Source organism: Pseudarthrobacter sulfonivorans (assembly GCF_024391045.1).
Classification (GTDB): domain Bacteria; phylum Actinomycetota; class Actinomycetes; order Actinomycetales; family Micrococcaceae; genus Arthrobacter; species Arthrobacter sulfonivorans_B.
This window is the reverse complement of sequence record NZ_JANFCZ010000002.1, coordinates 238,654-260,474: the sequence shown is the minus strand read 5'-3', so window position 1 is coordinate 260,474 and position 21,821 is coordinate 238,654. Positions and strand designations below refer to the sequence as shown.

Annotated in this window: 17 protein-coding genes; 7 read left to right on the top strand and 10 right to left on the bottom strand. The window is 66.5% G+C overall.

The genetic code is table 11. The features are described from left to right. Positions 1-40: 40 nt before the first annotated feature. The 10 genes from NQJ30_RS02560 to NQJ30_RS02515 all read right to left on the bottom strand — a co-directional run bounded on the left by NQJ30_RS02560 (position 41) and on the right by NQJ30_RS02515 (position 12,970). A complete protein-coding gene (locus tag NQJ30_RS02560) occupies positions 41-784 on the bottom strand; it encodes a class F sortase (RefSeq protein WP_255768157.1) in 744 nt (247 codons plus the stop codon). Further along, entirely contained in the window at positions 784-1,647 is an 864-nt protein-coding gene (locus tag NQJ30_RS02555) for a phosphate ABC transporter ATP-binding protein (RefSeq protein WP_255768156.1), read from the bottom strand. The genes NQJ30_RS02560 and NQJ30_RS02555 overlap by 1 nt, the downstream gene beginning before the upstream one ends. A gap of 26 nt (positions 1,648-1,673) precedes the next feature. Next, the gene (locus tag NQJ30_RS02550; protein ID WP_255768155.1) at positions 1,674-2,660 is read right to left on the bottom strand and encodes a sortase; all 987 of its coding nucleotides are present in this window, start codon (positions 2,658-2,660) and stop codon (positions 1,674-1,676) included. Next, positions 2,657-4,342 (bottom strand): substrate-binding domain-containing protein, encoded by a 1,686-nt coding sequence (locus tag NQJ30_RS02545; RefSeq protein ID WP_255768154.1) that lies wholly within the window; start codon positions 4,340-4,342, stop codon positions 2,657-2,659. The genes NQJ30_RS02550 and NQJ30_RS02545 overlap by 4 nt, the downstream gene beginning before the upstream one ends. Beyond that, positions 4,339-5,616, bottom strand: a complete 1,278-nt coding sequence (locus NQJ30_RS02540; RefSeq protein WP_255768153.1) for a PstA family ABC transporter permease — start codon at positions 5,614-5,616, stop codon at positions 4,339-4,341. Before NQJ30_RS02540 ends, NQJ30_RS02545 begins: the two co-directional genes overlap by 4 nt. Before the next feature lie 2 nt (positions 5,617-5,618). After that, positions 5,619-6,638 (bottom strand): phosphate ABC transporter permease subunit PstC, encoded by a 1,020-nt coding sequence (gene pstC, locus NQJ30_RS02535; protein WP_255768152.1) that lies wholly within the window; start codon positions 6,636-6,638, stop codon positions 5,619-5,621. Further along, positions 6,635-9,412 carry a hypothetical protein gene (locus tag NQJ30_RS02530; protein ID WP_255768151.1) on the bottom strand — a complete coding sequence of 926 codons (2,778 nt, stop codon included), beginning with the start codon at positions 9,410-9,412 and terminating at the stop codon, positions 6,635-6,637. The genes pstC and NQJ30_RS02530 overlap by 4 nt, the downstream gene beginning before the upstream one ends. A gap of 240 nt (positions 9,413-9,652) precedes the next feature. Further along, the gene (locus NQJ30_RS02525) at positions 9,653-10,873 is read right to left on the bottom strand and encodes a hypothetical protein (RefSeq protein WP_255768150.1); all 1,221 of its coding nucleotides are present in this window, start codon (positions 10,871-10,873) and stop codon (positions 9,653-9,655) included. Positions 10,874-11,085: 212 nt separating this feature from the next. Then, complete coding sequence (locus tag NQJ30_RS02520) at positions 11,086-12,204, bottom strand: hypothetical protein (RefSeq protein ID WP_255768149.1); 1,119 nt, start codon at positions 12,202-12,204, stop codon at positions 11,086-11,088. Positions 12,205-12,388: 184 nt separating this feature from the next. Beyond that, a complete protein-coding gene (locus tag NQJ30_RS02515; protein WP_255768148.1) occupies positions 12,389-12,970 on the bottom strand; it encodes a hypothetical protein in 582 nt (193 codons plus the stop codon). 313 nt (positions 12,971-13,283) lie between these two features. Between NQJ30_RS02515 and NQJ30_RS02510 the strand changes: the two genes are divergently transcribed. The 7 genes from NQJ30_RS02510 to NQJ30_RS02480 all read left to right on the top strand — a co-directional run bounded on the left by NQJ30_RS02510 (position 13,284) and on the right by NQJ30_RS02480 (position 21,818). Then, the gene (locus NQJ30_RS02510; protein ID WP_255768147.1) at positions 13,284-14,729 is read left to right on the top strand and encodes an FAD-dependent oxidoreductase; all 1,446 of its coding nucleotides are present in this window, start codon (positions 13,284-13,286) and stop codon (positions 14,727-14,729) included. Between the two features lie 20 nt (positions 14,730-14,749). Beyond that, entirely contained in the window at positions 14,750-16,153 is a 1,404-nt protein-coding gene (locus NQJ30_RS02505) for a helix-turn-helix domain-containing protein (RefSeq protein WP_255768146.1), read from the top strand. A 133-nt stretch (positions 16,154-16,286) separates the two neighbouring features. Beyond that, positions 16,287-16,919 (top strand): hypothetical protein, encoded by a 633-nt coding sequence (locus tag NQJ30_RS02500; protein ID WP_255768145.1) that lies wholly within the window; start codon positions 16,287-16,289, stop codon positions 16,917-16,919. Between the two features lie 140 nt (positions 16,920-17,059). Further along, positions 17,060-18,586, top strand: a complete 1,527-nt coding sequence (gene exaC, locus NQJ30_RS02495; RefSeq protein WP_255768144.1) for an acetaldehyde dehydrogenase ExaC — start codon at positions 17,060-17,062, stop codon at positions 18,584-18,586. Between the two features lie 75 nt (positions 18,587-18,661). Next, the gene (gene adhP, locus NQJ30_RS02490; RefSeq protein ID WP_255768143.1) at positions 18,662-19,684 is read left to right on the top strand and encodes an alcohol dehydrogenase AdhP; all 1,023 of its coding nucleotides are present in this window, start codon (positions 18,662-18,664) and stop codon (positions 19,682-19,684) included. Beyond that, complete coding sequence (locus NQJ30_RS02485) at positions 19,684-20,091, top strand: DUF779 domain-containing protein (protein WP_255768141.1); 408 nt, start codon at positions 19,684-19,686, stop codon at positions 20,089-20,091. Before adhP ends, NQJ30_RS02485 begins: the two co-directional genes overlap by 1 nt. A 176-nt stretch (positions 20,092-20,267) precedes the next feature. Next, the gene (locus NQJ30_RS02480) at positions 20,268-21,818 is read left to right on the top strand and encodes an amino acid permease (protein ID WP_255768140.1); all 1,551 of its coding nucleotides are present in this window, start codon (positions 20,268-20,270) and stop codon (positions 21,816-21,818) included. The last annotated feature ends 3 nt before the right edge of the window (positions 21,819-21,821 follow it).

The following is a 21,821-nucleotide window of genomic DNA, read 5'->3' as shown; positions in this document are numbered from 1 at the left end:
CGTCCTTGCCGGACCTGGCGCCGCCTAGCCCGTCCGCTCCCTAGCCCGTCCGCTCCGCATAGACGATGTAGTTCTCGGTGGCGCCGGCATCGTTGAGTTGGAAGCAGGTCATCAGGACCAGCCGCCCGGGCACCGCCTGCCACAGCTCCTCCCGGCCGCCCAGGGTGGTCTTCACGTAACCGGCCGTCCCGGTGACAGAATAGGTGGCCACTCCTTCGGGCGTGGTCACCAGCACGGCGTCGCCTTGGTTGACCCGGCCCGCGCCGGCCTTGATGTCCATCAGCCCGTTGAAGGCCGAGTAGCCCAGGTTCCACGAGTGCGCAGCCACGTACGTGGTGTTGGTTGCCTTGGCGCCTGCCGGGCCAAAGTCGCTGATCCAGTACGCGAATCCGTTGGACGGCGGATTGACGCGGCGGTCCGCCGGCAGCGCCATGGGCAGCACCGGAATGTCCATGCCCAGCCGGGGCATCTGCACCCGCACGGGCTGACCGGCGCGTGCCGGAGCGCGCTCCAGTTCCCGGCCCGCCACCACTTCGGCCTCCTCGGGCGTCCCGATCATTAGTGGAGCATCACCGGCCGCCGGTCCGCCGTCCTGCTGCTGCAAGGCGTGTTGTGGCATGCCTTCAGCGGCCTGACCGGGGACGGCCAGCAGCGGCGGGGTGCCGGCCAGCAGCGGAACTCCGTAGAGGAGCACCACGGTCAGGCCTGCCACAGTCATGCCTGCAGCGGCGAGGTTCCGGAATCGACGGCGCCTGCGTTCGGCGGCTGCGGTGGCTCGCCGCACTATCCGAAGCGTCCGTTCACGTAGTCGCTGGTCCGCTGGTCCTGGGGGTAGTGGAACATGGCGTCCGTGGGGCCATGCTCCACGATCGCTCCCGGTGCGTTGTGCGCGGCAAGGAAGAAGGCGCAGGTGTCCGAAACCCGTGCCGCCTGTTGCATGTTGTGCGTCACGATGACTATGGTCACCAGCCCCCGCAGCGAAGCGATGGTTTCCTCGACGCGCCGGGTGGAGGTGGGGTCCAGCGCTGAGCACGGTTCGTCCATCAGCAGCACCCGCGGGGACACTGCCAGGGACCGGGCGATGCACAGCCGCTGCTGCTGTCCGCCCGACAATCCGCCGCCGGGCTGGTGCAGGCGGTCTTTGACCTCATCCCACAGCGAAGCCTTGCGCAGTGAATCCTCCACCAGGAAGTCCTTTTCCGCCTTGCCCGCTTTCATTCCGGCGAGCTTCATGCCGGCAATGGTGTTTTCGTAGATCGACATGGCGGGGAAAGGGTTGGCCTTCTGGAAGACCATGCCGATATTGCGGCGGGCCAGCGTGACGCGGCGTCCCTGGTCGTAGATGTCCGCGCCGTCGAGCAGCACCTGCCCGGCCAGCGAGGCCGTGGGCACCATTTCATGCATCCGGTTGAGGATCCGCAGGAAGGTGGACTTGCCGCAACCCGAGGGCCCGATCAGGGCCGTGACCTGTCCCGCGGCCATGGTCAGGGAGACCCGGTCAAGCACCTTGCGCTCGCCGAACCAGGCGCTGACTGACCGGGCATCGAGCTCAGCCGCTTCGCTCCCGGCGAAGGGGTCCGGGAGGCCATCGCCCTCGGGCGGATCGAACACTGCCAGCGCGTGGCCGGAGGGTGATTGCATGGTCATGAATGTTCTTTCTTTGGCGTTATTCACTAGATCAGGTTGGGCAGCAGGAGACTGATCTGCTGCCCTGTCAGGACGGACAAGACCCCGAGGACCGGCAGGAAGACCAGCCAGGTCTCACGTTGGCCCCAGCGGTACCAGGACCACACGGCGCCCAGGGCGGCGAGAACCAGGAGCTCCAGGCACACCAGGAGCCCCACCAGGTCCGAAGTGTCGGAGCCCAGGGGCAGCTCGGAAGCCTGCAGGGAAGCGGCGTGAAGGACGGGCGCGGCTTTGGGAAGCGCTTTGGATACCAGCTTGGCGTCCAAGCGCAGCACCTCGTCCGGCAGGAAAGCGTGGCCGGCGGCTGTGGTCAGCGTCAGCCGGCCTTCGTATCCGGCAAGCAGGGGCGGTCCGGGATCGCCGGCGCGGCGCTGGCCGGTCACCTCGTATTCGGCCTCGCCCAACCCCGTGGTCACGGTGAAGCGTTCGCCCGTCGCAAGCCGGGACAGCTGGCCAAAGACGCCGCCGTACGCTGCCGCACGGCCCATCAGGACACTGGTGCCGCTCTGGCCCGGAAGCGGGGTGTCCCGCCGGTGCCCCACGCCGTCCATGAGTTCGCGCGAGGTGGTTCCTTCCACCACAGTCTCGTTCAGGCCGAGGGCAGGAATGGCGAGGAATGCCAGCGGCGTGCCGGGGGACACCAACGCACCCTCGTGGTCCGTCTGGCCCAGGGGAGCTGAACCTTCCGCGAGGCTGGTCCGAAACTCTTCAAACAGCCGGGCCTGGGTAGTGGCATGCTGCACCTGGGAGATGATCACCACGTTTATGAGCTGGCCGAAAAGCATTACCGAAATCATCGCCAGCGCCAGCGAAAGCGCTTTCTGGCGGGGCGAGGGCGGAATCCGGACGGGTGTGGCCCGTCGTCGGGCAGTCCGCCGCAGCCAGGCGACCGCGCCGCGGTAGGCGGAGCGGGGATCGGATCCGCGCTCGGGTCGGGGGTCGGTGTGGCGCCGGCCGGTCACTGTGGCGGTCATGCTTTGGTGCCGCGCTTGATGCCCGCACGCCTGGACAGGACTCCGGCCGCCAGCGGCGGGACCAGGACCAGCAGGCCAATGAGTCCGCCGATGATCAGGAGGAGGTTCTGCGGTTGCCCCCAGCCACGGTTGGACGCCAGCGTGGTGGTGACCGGCGTCAGCTGCTGGGCGATGCCACCCCCTCCAGCGGCAGCGGCCACGGCGCAGCTGCCGCTGTCCGGATCGCAGGCTGCAACCGTGGCCGCCGGATCGGCGACGGGAGCGCCGCCGTCGGCCTCCGGCGTGACGTCGGTGGCGGCAGCGGCGGCCGGTCCCGTGCCCGCGGCCGGAGCGCCCGGTCCCTGGTTGACGGCCGCATCGGCGCCGCGCCACGGCACCTGGCAGGCAGCGTCGCAGGCCTTGTCGAACGGTGCCGTCCTGACCAGCTGGTTGGCGGAAGGTGAATCGCCGGGCTTGAAGGTGGGGTTGTTGCAGGCAGGTGCCGACCCGCCGGAGACGCTGTCCCGGGTCTGGTCCATCTTGCGGATGGTTTCCTGGTCCACGCCGGGGATCTTGCGGATCTGTTCCATCCCGGCCAGGACCAGGTTCATGGGCAGCGGCGAATAGCCGAGCTGGCCCATCGGGCGCTGCCCCTCACACAACGCGTAGTTGGCGAAGAATCCGAGGGTGGCGCCCTGGGCCGGGTTCAGCGCATTTGTGGCCTGCGTCGGCACCACCATGTAGGAGTACGCGGACATGGGGTAGGTGCGGGGATCCTTGTAGCCGTATACCTTCGACAGGTCCTGGGAGAGGTAGTTGGCCGACCCCTTGTCCTGGTTGATGCTCGCCTGGGTCAGTGCCACCGCCACCGCATGCTCGGTGGGGAGCGTGTAGAAACCGGCAGCGTTCTTCACCTGCGCCACGGGGAAGCCGATGCCCTGGGCGTAGGAGTATTCGTCATAGTTGATGGTGAACTGGTTGTTCGCCGAGTACGTGGTGACGCCCTGCGAGCCGTTCTGCGCCACGAAGTTCTTCAATCCCTGGGTGGGGAAGAAGGACGTGGCGTGCTGGGGGTCGCAGCCCGTCACGGCGCACAGCTTCGCGTAGTCTGCAGGGTACTGGCGCAGCAGCCACAGCGTGAACTGCGCTGTGGCGCCCGAACCGTCCGATCGGACCACAACGTTAATGGTGGCGTCCGGCAGGGCCACGCCCGGGTTGTCGGCGCCGATGATCGGATCATTCCAGCGGGTGACCTGGCCGGTGAAGATCTTGGCAATGGCCGGCTGGGACAGTTTGAGGCTGGTCATCCGTGAGCTGCCGGCCTTGAGGTTGTACATAAAGGCGGTGCCTCCGGCCACCACGGGCAGCATGCCGTAGGAGAAGCCGGGCATGCTGTTATCCCGCGGGTCCGCGGTGTCGCCGGTGTACGGGATTTCGGAGACGGCGAACTGCTTCATCTGGTCGGCGAATTCCTTGCGGCCCGTGGAGGAGCCCTTGTTTTCGTAATCCACGGTCACGCCCTGGGCGCCCACCCGGGCGATCCAGTCCTGCAGGGCGTTGCCCGCCCACGAAGACCCGGAACCGCCGATGCGCAGGTAGTTGGCGGCCTGGGCCGGGGCCAAGCCGCCGAAAAACATGCCCAGGGACAAGAGGATTCCCAGCACCGCCGGGAGCGTCCGTCGCTTGGAAAGGGGGCCGATCATGGTTTCTCCTGCAGGTTGTCGGTGGGGGCGGCAGTCATGCCGGCCAGCATCCGGGCGTGGTTGTGTTCAATGCGCGGCAGGTCGCGCCTGGACCTGGCGGCCGCGCGGCGCGCCTGGCCCGGCGTCTGCTTGCCGGCGTCCTGTCCGCCGATGATGCGGGCGATGATGAACAGCACCAGCACCACGAACAGGAGGAACGCCGCGGTGGCGAAGCCGCGCGCCACCATCCCGGGGACGGGGGAGCGGACGTAGTCCAGCGCGGCCAACGGCAGTGGCGTCTGCGGCCCGGAAAACGGGTTGACGTTCATGACGCCGGTGAAGCCGGACGTCAGCAGGACCGGGGCAGTCTCCCCGATGCCGTGGGCGGTGGCCAGGATGATTCCGGTGGTCAGGCCCGACCGGACGGTGGGCAGGACGATGTGCCACACGACGCGCCATTGGCCGGCTCCGAGGGCCAGTCCGGCCTCCCGCAGGTTGCCTGGCACCAGGCGGAGGACCACGTCCGACGAGCGGATCATGATGGGCAGCATCAGCACGGTGATGGCCAGGGAGGCGGCAAAACCGTTGGTCTGGTGGGTGACGGACATGACTACGGCGGCGTAGATGAACAGGCCGGCGACGACGGACGGAAGGGCCGTCATCGCCTCCACCACGGTGCGCACAACCCGGGCGAAGCGCCCGCCCACCTCGTTGAGGAATACCGCCGTCGTCATTCCCAGCGGAATGGTGATGGCCAGGGCGATGCCGATCTGTTCGAGCGTCCCTACGAGTGCATGCAGCACGCCGCCCTGGTCCAGCCCGGACAAGGGGCCGGCGCCTGTCATGTCCGTGGTGAAGAAGTTGAGGTGGAACAGCGCCTCCTGGCCGCGGGCAAACGTGAACATCACCACGAGGCCCAGGGTGCCCGCGACGGCGGCGCCCGCCGAGCTGAGCAGTACCGTTACCAGGCCGTTGCGTACCGCCGAAAGTGGTTGCCTGAGGTGCACCAGTGCCGTGTAGAGCAGCAGGAACCACAGGTAGGACACGATGAACAGCCAGCCCGGGGGAATCAGCCCGAGCGCCACGGTCAGCAGCAGTCCCATGCACAAACCGCCGGCGGCAGCTCCTGCCAGACTCAGGACGTGGGTCCGGCCGGCGCCCAGCCGTACCCGGACTTCCTCCGGTGCCGGCGGTTTGGCCAGCAGCGGCAGGTGTGTTGCAGGCGCAAGCCGGCCGGGGTCGCCCGGCAGTGGTGCCACTTCGATGGTGGCCGGGGCGTCGTCAACTGTTGTCATGGTCAGCCCTCGCTTTCTGCGCCGGACCGGGACTTCGCCATGATGGCAGAGGCGGTGATGTTGACCAGCATGGTGATCACGAAGAGCGTCAGGCCGGCGGCCATGAGGGCGCTCATCGCGGATTCGTTGGATTCGGAGTACTTCAGCGCGATCATGGCGGCGATGGAGTTGGCGCCCTTTTCCAGGACATGGAAATTGATGGCGTAGACGGGGCTGATGATCAGGTAGATGGCGATGGTCTCGCCCAGGGCCCGTCCCAGCCCGAGCATGGTGCCGCCGATGATCCCGCCCCGGCCGAAGGGCAGGACCACCGTGCGGATCATGCCCAGCCGGGTGGCGCCCAGGGCGTAGGCGCCTTCGCGTTCGCCCGTGGGTGCCCGCCGGAACGATTCGGTCATGATGGAGGTCTGGATGGGGACGATCATCATGGCCACCACCAGGCCGGCGATGAACGCGGAGGCAGTGAACGGTACGGTGTCCCGCAGCGGGCTGGCGGGGTCCACGCCGTCCACCTGGAGGAACGGGATCCAGCCGAACCAGGTGGACAGCCACTTGCTGAAGTCCACGACGCCGGGCTGGAGCATGTAGGCACCCCATAGGCCGAAGACCACAGACGGGACGGCCGCCAGCAGGTCGATGAGGCTGGTCAGGGCTTTCTGCAGCCACCCCGTGGCGACTTCCGTGATGAACAGTGCGGACCCGAGCGCCAGCGGCATGGCGACGGCCAGCGCCACGGTGGCGATCTGGACGGTGCCCCACAGGACGGCGGCGATGCCGAAGTCGTTTGTCTCCGGCGCCCAGTTCTGGGTGGTCAGGAACGTTCCGAGCCCCACTTCGTTGATGGCGCCGATGCCGTTGCCGGCCAGGAAGAGACCCACCAGGGCCATGATGGCCAGGACAACGCCGCCGCCTGCGCGGGTGATGGTGCGGAAAGCGTAGTCCTGCTGTTCAAGCACCTGGTGCAGCACACGGGGAGTGTCCTGTGCTTCGGTGGCCCGGGTACCGGGCAAGACGGTGCTCATTTGCGCCGTCCCCGGGCGAGGAGTGGAGCAGCGGCCGCGCTGGCGACGGCAGCCGCCAGCCCGATCACGATGGTGTACTGCGGCCAGGCGCTAGTGGTGGCCGCCGTCCGGCCGGGCTCGGCGGCCGCGGCCAGGGGAACAGCAGCCGGGGCGGCCGGCGGCGCGGCGGGGCCTGCTCCCGCTGGGGGCTCCCCTGGAGAAGCCGGGGCAAGACCGGCAGGAATCGCGGCTCCGGCCACGGATTCCATCGGCAGGATCGCACCGGAGGCAGCCTGTTGCGGCCCCTGGACGCCTTGCAGCGCCTGGATGCCGGCAGCGGCCGATTGCAGTAGGGCCGGCGTGAGCGGTGCATAGCCGGGCGGGAGCATGCCGCTGCGGAAACCGGACTTCTGGCCCTCGGTGCTGATGTAGGAGAACAGCTGGGCGAAGGTCGCTGCCTGCGGCTTGCTGACCGAGGCAAGGTTCACCGCACCGTAGATGGGAAGCGTGAGCGGATAGGCCTTGGCGTAGTCCGGGACGCTGGCCGGCTTCAGCACACCGGCGGTTCCGGTGGGTTCGAACTGCCCGGCCGCCGCCTGGAGGCTGCTGGTAGTGGCGCCGATGCATTGTGACCCGGTGGCGTTGCACAGCTGGGCGGTGGGCAGCTGGAACTTCGCGGCCGACGCGGCATCGGTAATGGACAGGATGCTGCGGCTGCCGTAGCCCTGCCGGGCCACCGATTTGTAGGCCGGCGGGCTGCAGTCCGCGCACCAGGACGTGGTGGCCGCCGGCTGGGCGCGCACCGTGTACTGGGCCGCCGTCGCCATGTCGTGGACCCGGGCGTACTGGTCGCCAACGGTCAGGGCCGGCTGGTCGATGCCGCCGTCCCCGTTCCGGATGGCCTGGTTCTGCGCCCAGTAGATCTGGGGGTACGAGGCTCCCTCGGAAGGGTAGGACTGGCGGGCGTAGGTGAAACCCTCGGGTGTTTTTGTTTCGGCGATTTTCTTCGCTGCCTGCCGGTCCAGCTCGGCCGCCTGGTCCTGGCATTCGCTGTACGTGCGGGTCGAGTAGAACGGGTTGATGGTCATGCCGGCAGGATCAGGGCAGCCGTTCAGGAAGGCGCTGGCCTCCTTGTCGCTTAGCAGCCAGTCCCAGACAGCGGAGGCGGCGTCGGAGCGCAGGCCTTCGACGACGGGAGGGTTGAGGTTTCCGGACGAGCCCAGGCCCTTCGGGTTCAGAGACGTGAACTCGGGGTCGTTCTGGATGGAATACGTCATCGCCCGCCCGTACGCCGTGGTGCCGGGTTTGGTGAAGGGGGCGTCCGCTGCGGACGCGGGTGCGGTGTGCTGGACGTAGCTCTGGGTCAGCAGCTTGGCGAGGAGCCGGGCATTGAGCTTCAGATCGCGGACCAGGCCGGCGCTGCGGGCCTTGTCCGCCTCCCACTCGGCCTTGTCCCGGTAGCCGCAGTCGGCCAGCGTGTAGGGCGTAAACCCTGCCGTGCAGGCGTTGTCAATGGTCATGGCCACCACCACGCCGGCCAGTGCCGTGGGCACATACAGCGCTTGGGGATCTGCGGCTGCGGGACGGGTGACAAAGGCCAGGGTGTCCGGCTGCTGCAGCTGGGTGCGGGCCTGCAGGTCCGCCAGCGGGGAGAACCCCAGGGTGAATTTCTTGGTGTCGCAGACGGCGGGGATCCACGACTTCATGGCCGCGCTCAAGGCTTCCGAGCCCACGCTCAGGGTTGCCGCCTGATCGGTGGGACATACTGCGGCGACATCCTGGAAGTGAAGGGGAACCTGCAGGCGCATCGCCCACAGGCTGGGCGCCAGGGGCCCCGCCGGCAGAATGGCGTCCATCGCCGCGGTTCGGGGCACAGCCACCAGCCAGCACTTGGCCACGCTGGGGGCATCCGGACGGTAGCCGCAGCCCAAACCGGAGGCTTCCATGCCGGTCTGCACTTCAAAGGTGCGCGATCCGGCTCCCTGCTCGGATGACATGAACCGGGAGAATTCGTTGGTGCTGGTGCGGCTGAAGAACGGGTTGCGGTACTCGCTGAGGTTAAAGCCGTCCGTGATCCGCGTTTCCTCGCCGATGACGGTCCTAAAGGGAGCCGGGAGGTTCATGGTGGGGGAGGACGGGTCGGCGGACTCCCAGTCTCCCCCGCGGACCAGTGGATCGTTGAGCAGGGAACGCTGGTGGGCCGTGTTGGAGATGTCCCCGTCGAGGCCGGTGGCGCCGAACTGGCAGGTGGCCGGGTCGGGTTCTGTGGCGGCAGGGTCGGGCTTGTTGTCCGCACCCGGTTTGCCCCAGCACTGGAACACCTGAAGGTAGGAGGTGCTGGCGCCGTTGCTGCTGGCTGCCGGGTCCGCGCCGGTAAAGCTGACCGTCACCGACTGGTTCTGCAGGTTCCGGGTCTGGGAAACCTCCAGCGTGAGCCCGCCGCGGCCGTTGTCGGGCCCGAAGGCCTTGGCGGCTGCGTCGCGCAGGCGCTGATCGACGTCGTCGTAGGATTTTCCGGCGGTGTGGGGGAGTTTCTGCTGGCCGCTGCGGGGCACCTTGCTCTCGGCGGCGTTGCTCGTGTTGGTCCAGGTGACGGTCGCGGCGGTGTCGCTGACCATGGAACCCCGTGGCCCCCAATCGGTGCCCGGCACGGTGGTGTCAGCCGTGACGGGTGGCAGGGAAACCAGCAAAAGTGCGCCTGCCGCGGCGATGGCGGCCGCAGGGGTCGTCCACCGCAGGCCGGAGTGCTGGCGGGTCCCGGGGTGGCCCCGTCGGGTATTCCATGGAGGCAGCATGAATTCTTTCTTTCCATTTATTCCGGGTCGGCAGCCACAACCGGAGCGGTTCATCTGCTGCGGGGTGGAATTAATCCGGCCGGCAGTCAGCGGAAGCTGCTGGACTATTATTTCCCGGCACTGCACCGGACCTTCTGTGCCCTGGGAAAGAAAGGATTTCGCGCAGGTGAACAAAAGGAAATTAGGGGGAAAAGGAATTGCCCGGATCCCAAGCAGGATCCGGGCAATTTACCGGTAAAATCAGGCCCTGCTGCCCCTGCGGCGGCGGAGGTAGACGCCTGCGCCCACAATCATGAGCGTCAGGCCGCCAACCACCATGGCAGCCATCCCGGCAGTGCCGGCCGGGCCGGAGGCGGCGAGCCAGTTGGTGTCGGCGAGGAACGGCGCGTTGGACGCGGCGGCCACGGTCAGGCCGGTCACCTCGAAGGTGGCGCCGGCGGCACCGGTCAGGACGAGGGTGTGCGTCCCGGCGGGAAGCCCGGCGGGAACGGTGAACACGTACGTGACCGACCCGTCGGTGTTGGCTACGGCCGTTTCGGTCAGGGCGATCGGATCGGAGTGAATCGCACCGGTGACCGTTTCGCCGGCGACGAACGTCCCGGCAGGTGCGGCCACTGCGTGCACAGTACCTTCCACCAGTGCGGTGCCGGCGGCCAGCGGCACAATGTCAGAACCGCCGGCGGCTGCACCCTTTCCGGTGGTGGCCACCGGTGCGGGCGTGGTGGCGGTGGCCGATGCCGACGGCGTCTCCGTGGCCGTGGCGCTCGGGGACGGCTCGACGGTTTCCGTGGCCGTGGGGGAGGCGCTCGGAGACGGCTCAGCGGTCTCTGTGGGGGAGGCGCTCGGCGACGGCGTGTTCACGACGGGCTGGCTGATGGTCCATTTCTTCGAAGCATCCGTGGTGAGCGTGGCCCAGGAAGCTACGCTCTTGCCGCCGACAGGGTTGATCTTGGCGGTTGTGACACTGTCGTTCACCACAGCGCAGACGTATCCGATGCTGTAGGTGTGGTTTGCCTCGACGACCGCTGCCATGTCGGCGATGGGCGCCTTGCTGCCGTTGACAAAGCCGGATTCCAGGGTGTTGTCGTCGGCAATGGTGCCGTTGGGGTTCAGCGACATCGTGTACTGGGGGTCCTGCGTGAAGGGGTAGACCGTCTGCGCTTCGACCGTGTTGCTGGCCGCCGATTGGATCTCCTGCCCGGGCTCGGACATGAAGATCAGGGCGCCTTCCAGGATGTTGCCCGTGGTGGGGCACACCATGTCGCTGTGCAGCTTCATCACGGACAGGCTCACCGTGCTCCAGTCGCCGCTGGTCGGGTTGGCCGTGACGGTTCCTGCTGAACCGGCGGGCAGCGTGGCGTTTGCCACTGCAATGCCACCGCCCAGCAGGAGCGCGGTACCGGCTACTGCCGCCGTCGCGTTCAGGCCCAGGCGTGATTTCTTTGATGTGGCGTCAGCCATAATCTTTTCTCTTTCTCAGGTGATTGTCTCAGAGCGTTTTTAGGCCGGGAGGCCGCAAGGAAGTGTCCCGGCCGATATCGTGGAATTCCGCCGAGAATTACTGAACAGTCTCGCTCAGCAACGGCATTCTTCCGGCGGGGAAAAGTAAAGCAATCCACTATCCGGGGTAAATTCTTGGTAAACGGGAATTTGGACTTTCCGGAATGCAACGCCTAGTTCGTGTACCCGGATTTTTTGCCCTGCGTCCAGTCACCGACGTAGGAGAGGGTCTTGAACCCGAACTTGTTGATGACCGTCCGGCTGCCAATCGTTTTCAGGTTGGTGGACACGGCATTGCCGAGCATCGTGCTGTAGATCAGCTTGCTGGTCTGCGTGGTGCTTGCGACCACGTTGTAGGTATCCCGGGAAAAGGTGCCCTTGCCGCTTGCAGGGGCCACCGTGGCGTCGCCGTAGAGGTCGCCGGGGGCCAGGGCCGGGGCCGAGGTGGCCGGATCAACGGCCTTCAGCCCGTCGATGTCGGCCAGCAGCTGGCCGGCTGCCGTGGTGTCGGTCATGGCGCCGTTCTTCTGGGCGATCCACTGGGCGGCCGAGAAGGGGATGATGTCGCCGTTGCTGACCAGTGCCGCTCCGCTGTTTTCTGCGTAGGTCTGCTCGGCGTCGGGGATGCAGGTGGTGTTCGGCGTGACGCCGATGGCTTTGAGGAAGAAGCCACGTGTACCGGAGGCGGCCTGGGGCAGCTTGGGCGTGAATGCCATCCCTCCGAACACCGGCTTTCCGGTGGCGCCGTCAATGGTGACGCCGTCGCCGGCGGTGCAGCTGAAGATGTTGGCGATCTGCTGGGTGGTCAGGCTCAGCGGCTTGTTGGCGGAGTCCCTGACAGCCACGGTCACGGCGTCGCGGGCGAACGGCAGGAACGTGAGGTCGGTGCCGGTCACGCTCGGTGAGGAGGAGGAGCGGGCAATGTCGACGTCGTTCCGCTTCAGCGTGAAGGAGTTGTTGGCCGAATCCTTGTAGACGTGGTTGAGCGGGTTCAAGCTGGCGCTGAGGGCCTTGACGCCGGCACCGGAACCGTTCGGCCTGGTGATGGGGGTGGCACCTGACTTTGTCACAATGGCTGCGGGGACGCCAAAAGCATCGTAGGAGGCCACTGACTTGACCGGGCCGCTGTTTGTCAGCCCGTTCCAGACGTCCTGGATGGTGTCGGAGCCTACTGCGGCGAAGGCGCGGTCCGGCGTGTTCGGCTCTGCGGACGCGCTGGAGGTGCTGATCAGGCCGAGTGCCAGGGCCGTGATGCAGACGGCGCCGACTGCCTGGAAGGACTTCAATTTCATGTCAGGATTCCCCATCTTAGGTTCGGGTGGATGTGGTGCGCGTTGGACCGGCGCCGTGGGTGGACTGTGCGGCGCTCTTGGGCTTCCGGGAGTGGTCCGGGCAGGTCCGGCCGGTATGAGTCTGCGGCGGGACGGCCCGGTACCTTGTATTCCTTGGCTAAGAACAAACTGCCGGCAGGTGAACTTATGGTGAAAGCGCCGGCACGGAATCACGGGGCGAGCGTTCCGGGCCTTCGGCCGTTGCGGGCTGCGGGTTGGCGGTCAGCTCAACCGGAAGATGGCGGTGCCCGTGGCGGATAACGGATTCAAGGAGCCGCGCGCCGCCGAGCAGGTCGAGCGCAGCGTGGGCGCTGCGGTCCCGGTCGCGGATGGTGGGGTACCAGGCACTCGCCATTAGGACGGGGCGTTCCCGGAAGGTGGCGTACCACGCGAACCCCCGGGCCGGCTGGCTCTGAACGAAGGTGATCAGCAGTTCTTCGGAGGCACCCTGCGCAGCGGAGGCGTGGGCGGCGGCTGCCGCGTGGCTGGGGAACAGTCCGACTCCGCGCCCGAGTTCCCGGTGGTTGCCGGAGATCAGGCGCCAGACCACGAGCGGCTGGTTGAAGTGGTCCATGCGGCGGACCAGCTGATGGGCGGCCGGCACGCGCGGCGCCTGCGCCGGCAGGCCACCCGGCAGGCCGACGGGTTGGCTGAGCCGTTGCCTGGTGCTGAGCGACGCCAGCGCGGAAACGTGCGACTGTTGCACTGTCCCGCCGAAGATGCCCAATTCGCGTTCCTTCCAGCGGGTCGCCGCGGGATGGGCCTGGCTTACAAAAGACGTGAAGGAAATACGTTCATTGGAAATGGTGGCTCCCCAGAATCCTGTGACTGGACGCCGCGCACGCGGTCGTGATAACGCTCAGGCCGCACCGTTAACGGTCGGGGTGGTGAAGGTTAAGGAAAGCTGGACGAAAGCTGAATGTCTGCTGTGAATTCCTGCCGTGCCGCACGCGCCGGACATTTAGACTGGGGACACTCTGCATTGTGCGCTGTGGCGCATACTCCGTATTTCAGTACTCCGTATTCCAGAAGGGCTCCCGGTGTCCAACCCAGGCGAAACCACCTCCAAGCGTCCACTCCGCGTTGCCATTGTGGGTGCCGGGCCGGCAGGGGTGTATGCGGCGGACATCCTGACCAAGTCCAACGGCGTCAAGGACGGCGACTTCGAGGTGAGCATCGACCTGTTCGAGGCCTACCCGGCGCCGTACGGCCTGATCCGCTACGGCGTGGCGCCTGACCATCCCCGCATCAAGGGCATCGTGAACGCCCTGCACAAGGTCCTGGACCGCGGCGACATCCGCTTCCTGGGCAACGTCACCTATGGCCGGGACCTGACTTTGCATGACTTCCGGGCCTTCTATGACGCCGTGATTTTCTCCACGGGCGCCATCAAGGACGCGGACCTGCCCATCCCCGGGATCGACCTGGCCGGCTCATTCGGCGGTGCTGACTTTGTGTCCTGGTACGACGGTCATCCCGATGTTCCCCGCGAATGGCCCCTGGACGCCAAGGAAATTGCCGTGATCGGCAACGGGAATGTGGCACTGGACGTGGCCCGGATGCTGGTCAAGCACGCCGATGAACTGCTCACCACCGAGATCCCGGACAACGTCTACGCCGGCCTGAAAAACTCGCCCGTCACCGACGTCCACGTCTTCGGCCGCCGCGGTCCGGCGCAGGTGAAGTTCACTCCGCTGGAGTTGCGCGAACTGAGCCACATGAAGGACGTGGACATTGTGCTGTACCCGGAGGACTTCGAATTCGACGAAGCTTCCGATGACGCCATCCGCAGCAACAACCAGATCAAGACCATGGTCAACACCCTCACCAACTGGCTGGTGGAGGAGCACGCCGAGGCGGAAGAACCGTCGTCCCGCCGCCTGCACCTTCACTTCCTGCACAGCCCCATTGAGATATACGGGAGCGAGCGGACCGACGGCGGGTCGGGTCAGGTGGCCGGCATTAAGTTTGAGCGGATGGAGCTTGACGGGACCGGCAACGTCAAGGGGACCAGTGAGTTTGTGGACTACCCGGTCCAGGCCGTGTACCGCGCCATCGGGTACCACGGCTCGCCGCTGGACGAGCTCGAATACGATGCCAAACGCGGTGTGGTCCCCAACGAGGGCGGCCGGGTTCTGGACGCCGACGGCAACCCCGTGCCGGGGATCTACACCACAGGCTGGATCAAGCGCGGACCGGTGGGCCTGATCGGCCACACCAAGGGCGATGCCCTGGAGACCATAGGGTTCCTGCTGGAGGACCGGCTAACCCTGCCCCCGGCCCAGAACCCGGATCCGCAGGCCATCATCGATCTGCTGCACGAGCGCGGCATTGAGTTCACCACGTGGGAGGGCTGGATCAAGCTCGATGCACACGAAGCAGCCCTCGGCGCCGAATGGATCGGCGACGACGGGACTGCCGGCGTCGTACGCGAACGCATCAAAGTAGTCCCGCGCGAGGAAATGGTCAACATTTCCCGCACCTAACCCGAGTTCGAGGGAGTTCAATGAAGAACCTCAACCCGCCGGGCGGCGGCGACGCGTCGGCGCTGGCCCAGCGGTATGCCCTGGCCGGGCACGAGCAGCTCGACGCCCCTGCGGTTCCGGGCGCCCCGGAACTGCCCGGGCTGCGCAACCTCATCCGGGAATCCTGGCAGCGGTCCGCCCGGTTGCAGGCCAACCCGGACAACCCCGAAGCGCCCCTGGCCCTGGACACTGACGAGCTCGAGGATTACCGGCGGCAGCACCCCCTCGCCAGCATCATGCCCGTGATCCACAAGCTCCTGGTCCTGCCCAGCCACGACAGCGGACTGCTCGTTGCGGTGGGGGACGAGGTGGGCCGGCTGCTCTGGGTGGAAGGCGATCCGGCCCTGCAGCGCCGTGCCGAAGGGATGATGTTTGTGCCGGGCGCCGACTGGTCGGAGGCCACAGTGGGCACCAGCGCTCCCGGAACTGCCCTCGCCCTGGGCCGGGGCATCCAGATTTCCGGGGCTGAGCACTACCAGCGGTCCGTGCACGAGTGGAGCTGCACGGCCGTTCCGTTCCATGATCCGGATTCCGGCGCGCTGCTGGGCGTTGTGGACATCACGGGCAAAGCCAGCGCGGTGGCGCCCCATACCCTGTCGCTCGTGGAAGCCACGGTCGCCGCCGCGCAGGCGCAGCTCCGGGTGGAGCGGCTGCAGCTCGCGGCAAACCTCGCCAGCCGGCCTGCACGACGCCGGAACTCCACCACCGCGTCAGGCTCACGGCCGCCGGGGGCAGGTTCGGCGCGGGCCGGGGGAGCGGGCACCGGCGGTGTGAAGGAAGGCAGCCTCTACCGCAACAGCCTCCAGCTGCTGGGCCGCGACCAGGCGTTGCTCAGCATCGAAGGCAAAACGGTGGCGCTGTCCGCCCGGCACAGCGAAATCCTCGCCCTCCTCAGCACCCACCCTGACGGCCTGAGCGCCGAGGAGCTGTGTGTGCTGCTCTACCCGGGCGACGGGTCCGCCATGACACTCCGCGCCGAAATGGTCCGGCTGCGCAAAATCCTGCAGCAGCTCAACCCGGCCGCCGTCCCCGGATCCCGGCCCTACAAACTCAGCATGGACCTGGTCCCGGACAGCGGCCAGGTGTTGAACTGCCTGCAGCGCGGCGCCCACCGCATTGCGCTTGAAATCTACCGGGGCGCAGTGCTGCCGCGCTCCGAGGCGCCGGGCATCATCGACCTGCGCGCCAGGGTCTCGTCACTTATGCGGGAAGCGGTGCTGACCGACGGCAGCGCCGAGACGCTGCTCAAGTATGCGGCGCTTCCGGAGGCAAGGGACGACGTCGACGTCCGGACTGCCGCCCTGAAGCTGCTGCCGCCGCGCTCACCTAAGCGCGCCGCCGTCGTCGCCGATCTTGAGCGGCTGGAAGCTGAGCTTAGCGCCTGACCACGTTCCGCCGGTGGTGGGTGGTTCCCGGTGGTCGGGCTTGTCGAGACGCAGGCCGGGCCCGGCGACAACAAGGCGACGTACAGTTCAGAGCGATATCGTGGAGACGAGCCGACCGAAAGTAGCCACCGCTGTGTTGAACAAACGCCTCGCCATAACCCTGACAGTATCGGCGCTCGTCGCCGGCACCGCCGCCTGCGGGGCGCCTGCCCAAACCCCGCCATCCCAATCGTCATCTTCCCAATCGTCACCTTCCCAATCGTCACCGGCAACGGCCACCGGGGCTGCAGGTTGGGCCCTCGCTCCCGACGCGGGCGGTGCACGGATTAAGGCTGCCGGCCTGGAGATCCTCAACGCTGAAGGCACGGCCGAGCATTATCACGCCCACCTGGACGTGTTTGTTGATGGCAAACCCATCACTGTCCCGGCTGATATCGGCTTCAGTTTTGGCGCGGGCGGGCAGGCCAACGGAATCTCGGCCCTGCACACCCACGACACCACCGGCATCATCCATATCGAAGCACCCACCTCCGGCGCGAAGTACAGCCTCGGCCAGGTTCTTCGAGAATGGGGTGTCCTCGACGGGTCAGACACCTCCGGCGCGCCGCACGGCGGAACCGATGGCTGGAGCGCTTACGTCAACGGCTCAAAGCAGGATGGTCCCGTGACCGACGTGGTGCTCAAAGCGCACGACGAGGTGGTACTTTCCTTCGGTGCGGCGCCCTCACCACTGCCGGGCACTTATACGTTCCCCGCCGGTCTCTAGGCGGTTCCGGGATTTCGAGTGCGCGCTAGTGAGCTGTCTCACATGGTTGCAACCTGACTGCAACCTTCACACTCCTACGCTGAGTCCAACGGCGGCCCCAGTATCAAGGCGCCGCCTCATGCACAGCAAAGGAGCTAGCAATGACTGTTTACGCACAGCCCGGCACCGAGGGTTCGAAGGTCACGTTCAAGGACCGTTACGAGAACTGGATCGGCGGCGAGTGGGTAGCCCCCGTCAAGGGCCAGTACTTCGAGAACATCACCCCGGTCACCGGCAAGGTCTTCTGCGAGGTTGCCCGTGGCACCGCGGAAGACATCGAGCTGGCGCTCGACGCAGCACACAAGGCAGCACCCTCATGGGGCAAGACCTCCGTGGCCGAGCGGGCCGCCATCCTGAACAAGATCGCCGACCGGATCGACGAGAACCTCGAAATGCTGGCCGTTGCCGAGTCCTGGGACAACGGCAAGCCCGTCCGCGAAACCCTGAACGCGGACATGCCGCTCGCCGCGGACCACTTCCGCTACTTCGCCTCCGCCGTCCGCGCCCAGGAAGGCCGGCTGTCCCAGCTCGACGACGACACCACCGCCTACCACTATCACGAACCGCTCGGCGTCGTGGGCCAGATCATCCCGTGGAACTTCCCCATCCTGATGGCCGTCTGGAAGCTGGCCCCCGCGCTCGCCGCCGGCAACGCCGTGGTCCTCAAGCCGGCCGAACAGACGCCGTCGTCCATCCTGGTCCTGATGGAACTCATCGGTGACCTCCTGCCCGCCGGCGTGCTGAACGTGGTCAACGGCTTCGGCGTGGAGGCGGGCAAGCCGCTGGCCTCCAGCCCCCGGATCCGCAAGATCGCCTTCACGGGCGAGACCACCACGGGCCGGCTCATCAGCCAGTACGCCAGCCAGAACCTGATCCCGGTCACCCTGGAACTTGGCGGCAAGAGCCCGAACATCTTCTTCAACGACGTTGCAGCCGACACCAGCGACGCCTTCTACGACAAGGCCCAGGAAGGCTTCGCGCTGTTCGCCTTCAACCAGGGCGAAGTCTGCACCTGCCCGTCCCGCGCCCTGGTCCAGGAGGACATCTACGACTCCTTCATGGCCGACGCCGTGGCCCGGGTGGGGAAGATGATCCAAGGCAACCCGCTCGACACCGAAACCCAGGTGGGCGCCCAGGCCTCCAACGACCAGCTCGAAAAAATCCTCTCCTACATCGACATCGGCAAGCAGGAGGGCGCCAAGGTCCTGATCGGCGGCGGCCGCGCCGAGCTTCCCGGGGACCTGGCCGGCGGCTACTACGTCCAGCCCACCGTCTTCGAAGGCCACAACAAGATGCGGATCTTCCAGGAAGAAATCTTTGGCCCCGTGGTTTCCGTGACAAAGTTCAGCGATTACGACGACGCCATGGGCATCGCCAACGACACCCTCTACGGCCTCGGCGCCGGCGTCTGGTCCCGCAACGGCAACGTGGCCTACCGTGCCGGGCGCGAAATCCAGGCCGGCCGTGTGTGGGTCAACAACTACCACGCCTACCCGGCGGGTGCCGCGTTCGGCGGCTACAAGTCCTCAGGCATCGGGCGTGAAAACCACTCCATGATGCTGGACCACTACCAGCAGACCAAGAACCTCCTGGTCAGCTACAACGAAAACAAGCTCGGCTTCTTCTAGGCCCGGCCGGGGCGGGCAGCCCTCGGGCCGCCCGCCTTCCCCACCCCCACCCTATAAACCGCAAGGATTTCGCCAATGACGAGGACAATGCAGGCTGCAGTAGTAACTGAATTCGGTAAGGACCTCCAAATCAAGGACGTCACCCTTCCCACGCCGGGCCCGGGGGAAGCCTTGGTCAAGGTGCTCACCACCGGGGTCTGCCACACGGACCTCCACGCAGCGGAAGGCGACTGGCCGGTCAAGCCCGTGCCGCCGTTCATTCCCGGCCACGAGGGTGTAGGTGAAGTCGTGGCCCTGGGGGAGGGCGTCACGGACCTCGCCGTCGGCGACCTGGTGGGCAACGCCTGGCTCTGGTCAGCCTGCGGCGACTGCCAGTACTGCCGCACCGGCTGGGAAACCCTGTGTGAAGCGCAGAAGAACGCCGGCTACAGCGTGGACGGCTCCTTCGGCGAATACATGCTGGTGGATTCGCGCTTCGCGGCGCGCATACCGGCGGGATCCGACCCCGTCGAGGTGGCGCCGGTACTCTGTGCCGGCGTCACCGTCTACAAGGGACTCAAAATGACTGAGGCCAGGCCGGGGCAGTGGGTCACCATCTCCGGTATTGGCGGCCTGGGCCACATCGCCGTCCAGTACGCGGTTGCCATGGGCCTGCGGGTGGCCGCGGTGGACATTGCGGACGACAAGCTCGCCCTCGCAAAGGCCCACGGCGCCGAACTGACGGTCAACGCCCTGCACGAAGATCCCGTGGAAGTCATCCAGCGTGATACCGGAGGTTGCCATGGAGTCCTGGTCACCGCAGTGCACCCGTCCGCTTTCGGACAGGCGATCGGCATGACTCGCCGGGGCGGGACGATTGTGTTCAACGGCCTGCCGCCGGGCGACTTTCCGGCACCGATCTTCGAGATTGTGCTCAAGGGCCTGACCGTTCGCGGGTCGATCGTCGGCACGCGGCAGGACCTGGAGGAAGCACTGGATTTCTACGCTCAGGGCAAGATCCGCCCCACCGTTTCGGTGCGGGAGCTCGGGGAGATCAATGCAGTCCTCGACGAAATGAAGCACGCGAAAATCGACGGCCGCGTGGTGTTGAGGTTCTGATGCCCGACAATCGGCTCGACGCCGCGGTGACGCTGCCCGGGGAGGATTTCTCCCGGGTGGCGCTCACCCCGGAGGCGGTGGAACTGCTGCGGAAACTCTGGCGTCGGCACGGGCCGCTGATGTTCCACCAGTCCGGTGGCTGCTGCGACGGCTCCTCACCCATGTGCTTTCCGGCCGGTGAGTTCATCACGGGTGATTCGGACGTGCTGCTGGGGCTCTTCGATATTTCGGAGGGGCTCCAGCCTGAGCCGCTGGAGTTCTGGATGTCCCGGGAGCAGTTCGAATACTGGAGCCATACGCATCTGACGGTGGACGTGGTGGCAGGCCGGGGTAGCGGTTTCTCGGTTGAGTCGCCGGAAGGCAAACGGTTCCTGATCCGGTCCGCCCTGATGGACTGGCCCGTTTAGCCGGTTCGACCAAAATCCCCTCGGGGCCGTCCAATCGGAGGGCCCCGAGGCATTTGCCGCAATTATGTTCGGCACCTAAGCCGTCTCACGATTCGGAACGATTGCGACCGTCCAGTGGATGGACGGTAAAGTTGATAAGTCTGTTTCCTACACTATTCAAGATTGTGGAACCACTTATGAACCTCCTCCGGACCAAATCAATCGAGCAGTCCATCGCTGACGCCGATGAACCCGGACGCAAACTGAAGCGCTCGCTCAGCACCTGGGACCTGATGATCATGGGCGTCGCCGTTGCTGTCGGCGCCGGTATCTTCTCCGTCGGGGCGAAGGCTGCAGCCAACTTCTCCGGACCGGCCGTGACCGTCTCGTTCGCCATCGCCGCTGTCACCTGTGCGCTGGCTATCATGTGCTACGCCGAGTTTGCCACCGCCATTCCCGTTGCCGGCTCGGCGTACGTCTTTACCTACGCCACCATGGGCGAAGTCCTGGCGTGGATCATCGGCTGGAACCTGATTCTGGAACTTTTCACCGCCGCGGCCGTCATCGCCAAATACTGGGGCATCTACCTCAGCAAAGTCTTCGCGCTGATGGGCGCTGACGTCCCGCCCGCCCTCTCGATCGGCGGCGTTGACCTCTACTGGGGCGCCTTCCTGATCGTTGCCATCTTCACGGTGCTGCTGGTGCTGGGCACCAAGCTGTCCGCCCGGGTGGGCAACGTCTTCACGCTGATCAAGATCGCCGTGGTGCTCTTTGTGATCGTGGTGGGCTTCACCTACGTCAAATTCGAGAACTACACCCCGTTCGTCCCGGCCGCCGAGCCCACGGCCGGCGGCAGCGCGGACGTCCTCAAGCAGTCGTTCTTCGGCTTCCTTACCGGCGCTGCCCCGGCACAGTACGGCACGCTGGGCATCTTCGCCGGCGCCGCCCTGGTGTTCTTCGCCTTCATTGGCTTTGACGTCGTGGCCACCTCCGCGGAGGAAGTCAAGAACCCCCAGAAGACCCTGCCGCGCGGCATCTTCGGCGGCCTCGCCGTCGTCACCCTGCTCTACATCCTCGTGTCCCTCGCGCTCACCGGCATGGTGTCCTACACGGACCTCGCCGCTGCCAAGAACCCCACCCTCACAACCGCCTTCGAAGCGGTCGGGGACACCACCGCGGCCAAGGTCATCGCCTTCGGCTCCCTGATCGGCCTCACCACCGTGATCATGGTGCTGCTGATGGGACTGTCCCGCGTGGTGCTGGCCATGAGCCGCGACGGCCTGCTGCCGCGGTCCCTGTCCAAGACCAGCGACAAGCGGTCGACGCCGGTCCGGCTCCAGGTCATCTGCGGGGCTGCCGTGGCGCTGGTCGCCGGGCTGACCAACGTGGACCTGCTCGAAGAAATGATCAACATCGGCACGCTGTCGGCGTTCGTTATGGTCAGCCTGGGTATCCTAGTGCTGCGCAAGAAGCGCCCGGACCTGAAGCCGTCCTTCCGCGTGCCGTTCGGCAAGGTCCTCCCCGTGGTGTCCGCCGTCCTCTGCCTGTACCTGATGACGAACCTTGCCGTGGAGACCTGGATCTTCTTCGCCGGCTGGCTGGTGGTCGGCCTCATCATCTACTTCTCCTACGGGCAGAAGCATTCACGCCTGAATGAGAGGTTCGCCTCAGCCAAGTCCGCCGTGGACGGTACGGACTCCGGTTCGGACACCGCCGCGGACGCCAAGGACGCAGCGCTCTCCCGGTAGTTC

Excerpts from the sequence above, each read along its gene's own strand:
- NQJ30_RS02555 (WP_255768156.1), bottom strand. The coding sequence starts at position 1,647 with ATGACCATGCAATCACCCTCCGGCCACGCGCTGGCAGTGTTCGATCCG.
- NQJ30_RS02550 (WP_255768155.1), bottom strand. The coding sequence starts at position 2,660 with ATGACCGCCACAGTGACCGGCCGGCGCCACACCGACCCCCGACCCGAG.
- NQJ30_RS02545 (WP_255768154.1), bottom strand. The coding sequence starts at position 4,342 with ATGATCGGCCCCCTTTCCAAGCGACGGACGCTCCCGGCGGTGCTGGGA.
- NQJ30_RS02540 (WP_255768153.1), bottom strand. The coding sequence starts at position 5,616 with ATGACAACAGTTGACGACGCCCCGGCCACCATCGAAGTGGCACCACTG.
- pstC (WP_255768152.1), bottom strand. The coding sequence starts at position 6,638 with ATGAGCACCGTCTTGCCCGGTACCCGGGCCACCGAAGCACAGGACACT.
- NQJ30_RS02530 (WP_255768151.1), bottom strand. The coding sequence starts at position 9,412 with ATGCTGCCTCCATGGAATACCCGACGGGGCCACCCCGGGACCCGCCAG.
- NQJ30_RS02525 (WP_255768150.1), bottom strand. The coding sequence starts at position 10,873 with ATGGCTGACGCCACATCAAAGAAATCACGCCTGGGCCTGAACGCGACG.
- NQJ30_RS02520 (WP_255768149.1), bottom strand. The coding sequence starts at position 12,204 with ATGAAATTGAAGTCCTTCCAGGCAGTCGGCGCCGTCTGCATCACGGCC.
- NQJ30_RS02505 (WP_255768146.1), top strand. The coding sequence starts at position 14,750 with ATGAAGAACCTCAACCCGCCGGGCGGCGGCGACGCGTCGGCGCTGGCC.
- exaC (WP_255768144.1), top strand. The coding sequence starts at position 17,060 with ATGACTGTTTACGCACAGCCCGGCACCGAGGGTTCGAAGGTCACGTTC.
- adhP (WP_255768143.1), top strand. The coding sequence starts at position 18,662 with ATGACGAGGACAATGCAGGCTGCAGTAGTAACTGAATTCGGTAAGGAC.
- NQJ30_RS02485 (WP_255768141.1), top strand. The coding sequence starts at position 19,684 with ATGCCCGACAATCGGCTCGACGCCGCGGTGACGCTGCCCGGGGAGGAT.
- NQJ30_RS02480 (WP_255768140.1), top strand. The coding sequence starts at position 20,268 with ATGAACCTCCTCCGGACCAAATCAATCGAGCAGTCCATCGCTGACGCC.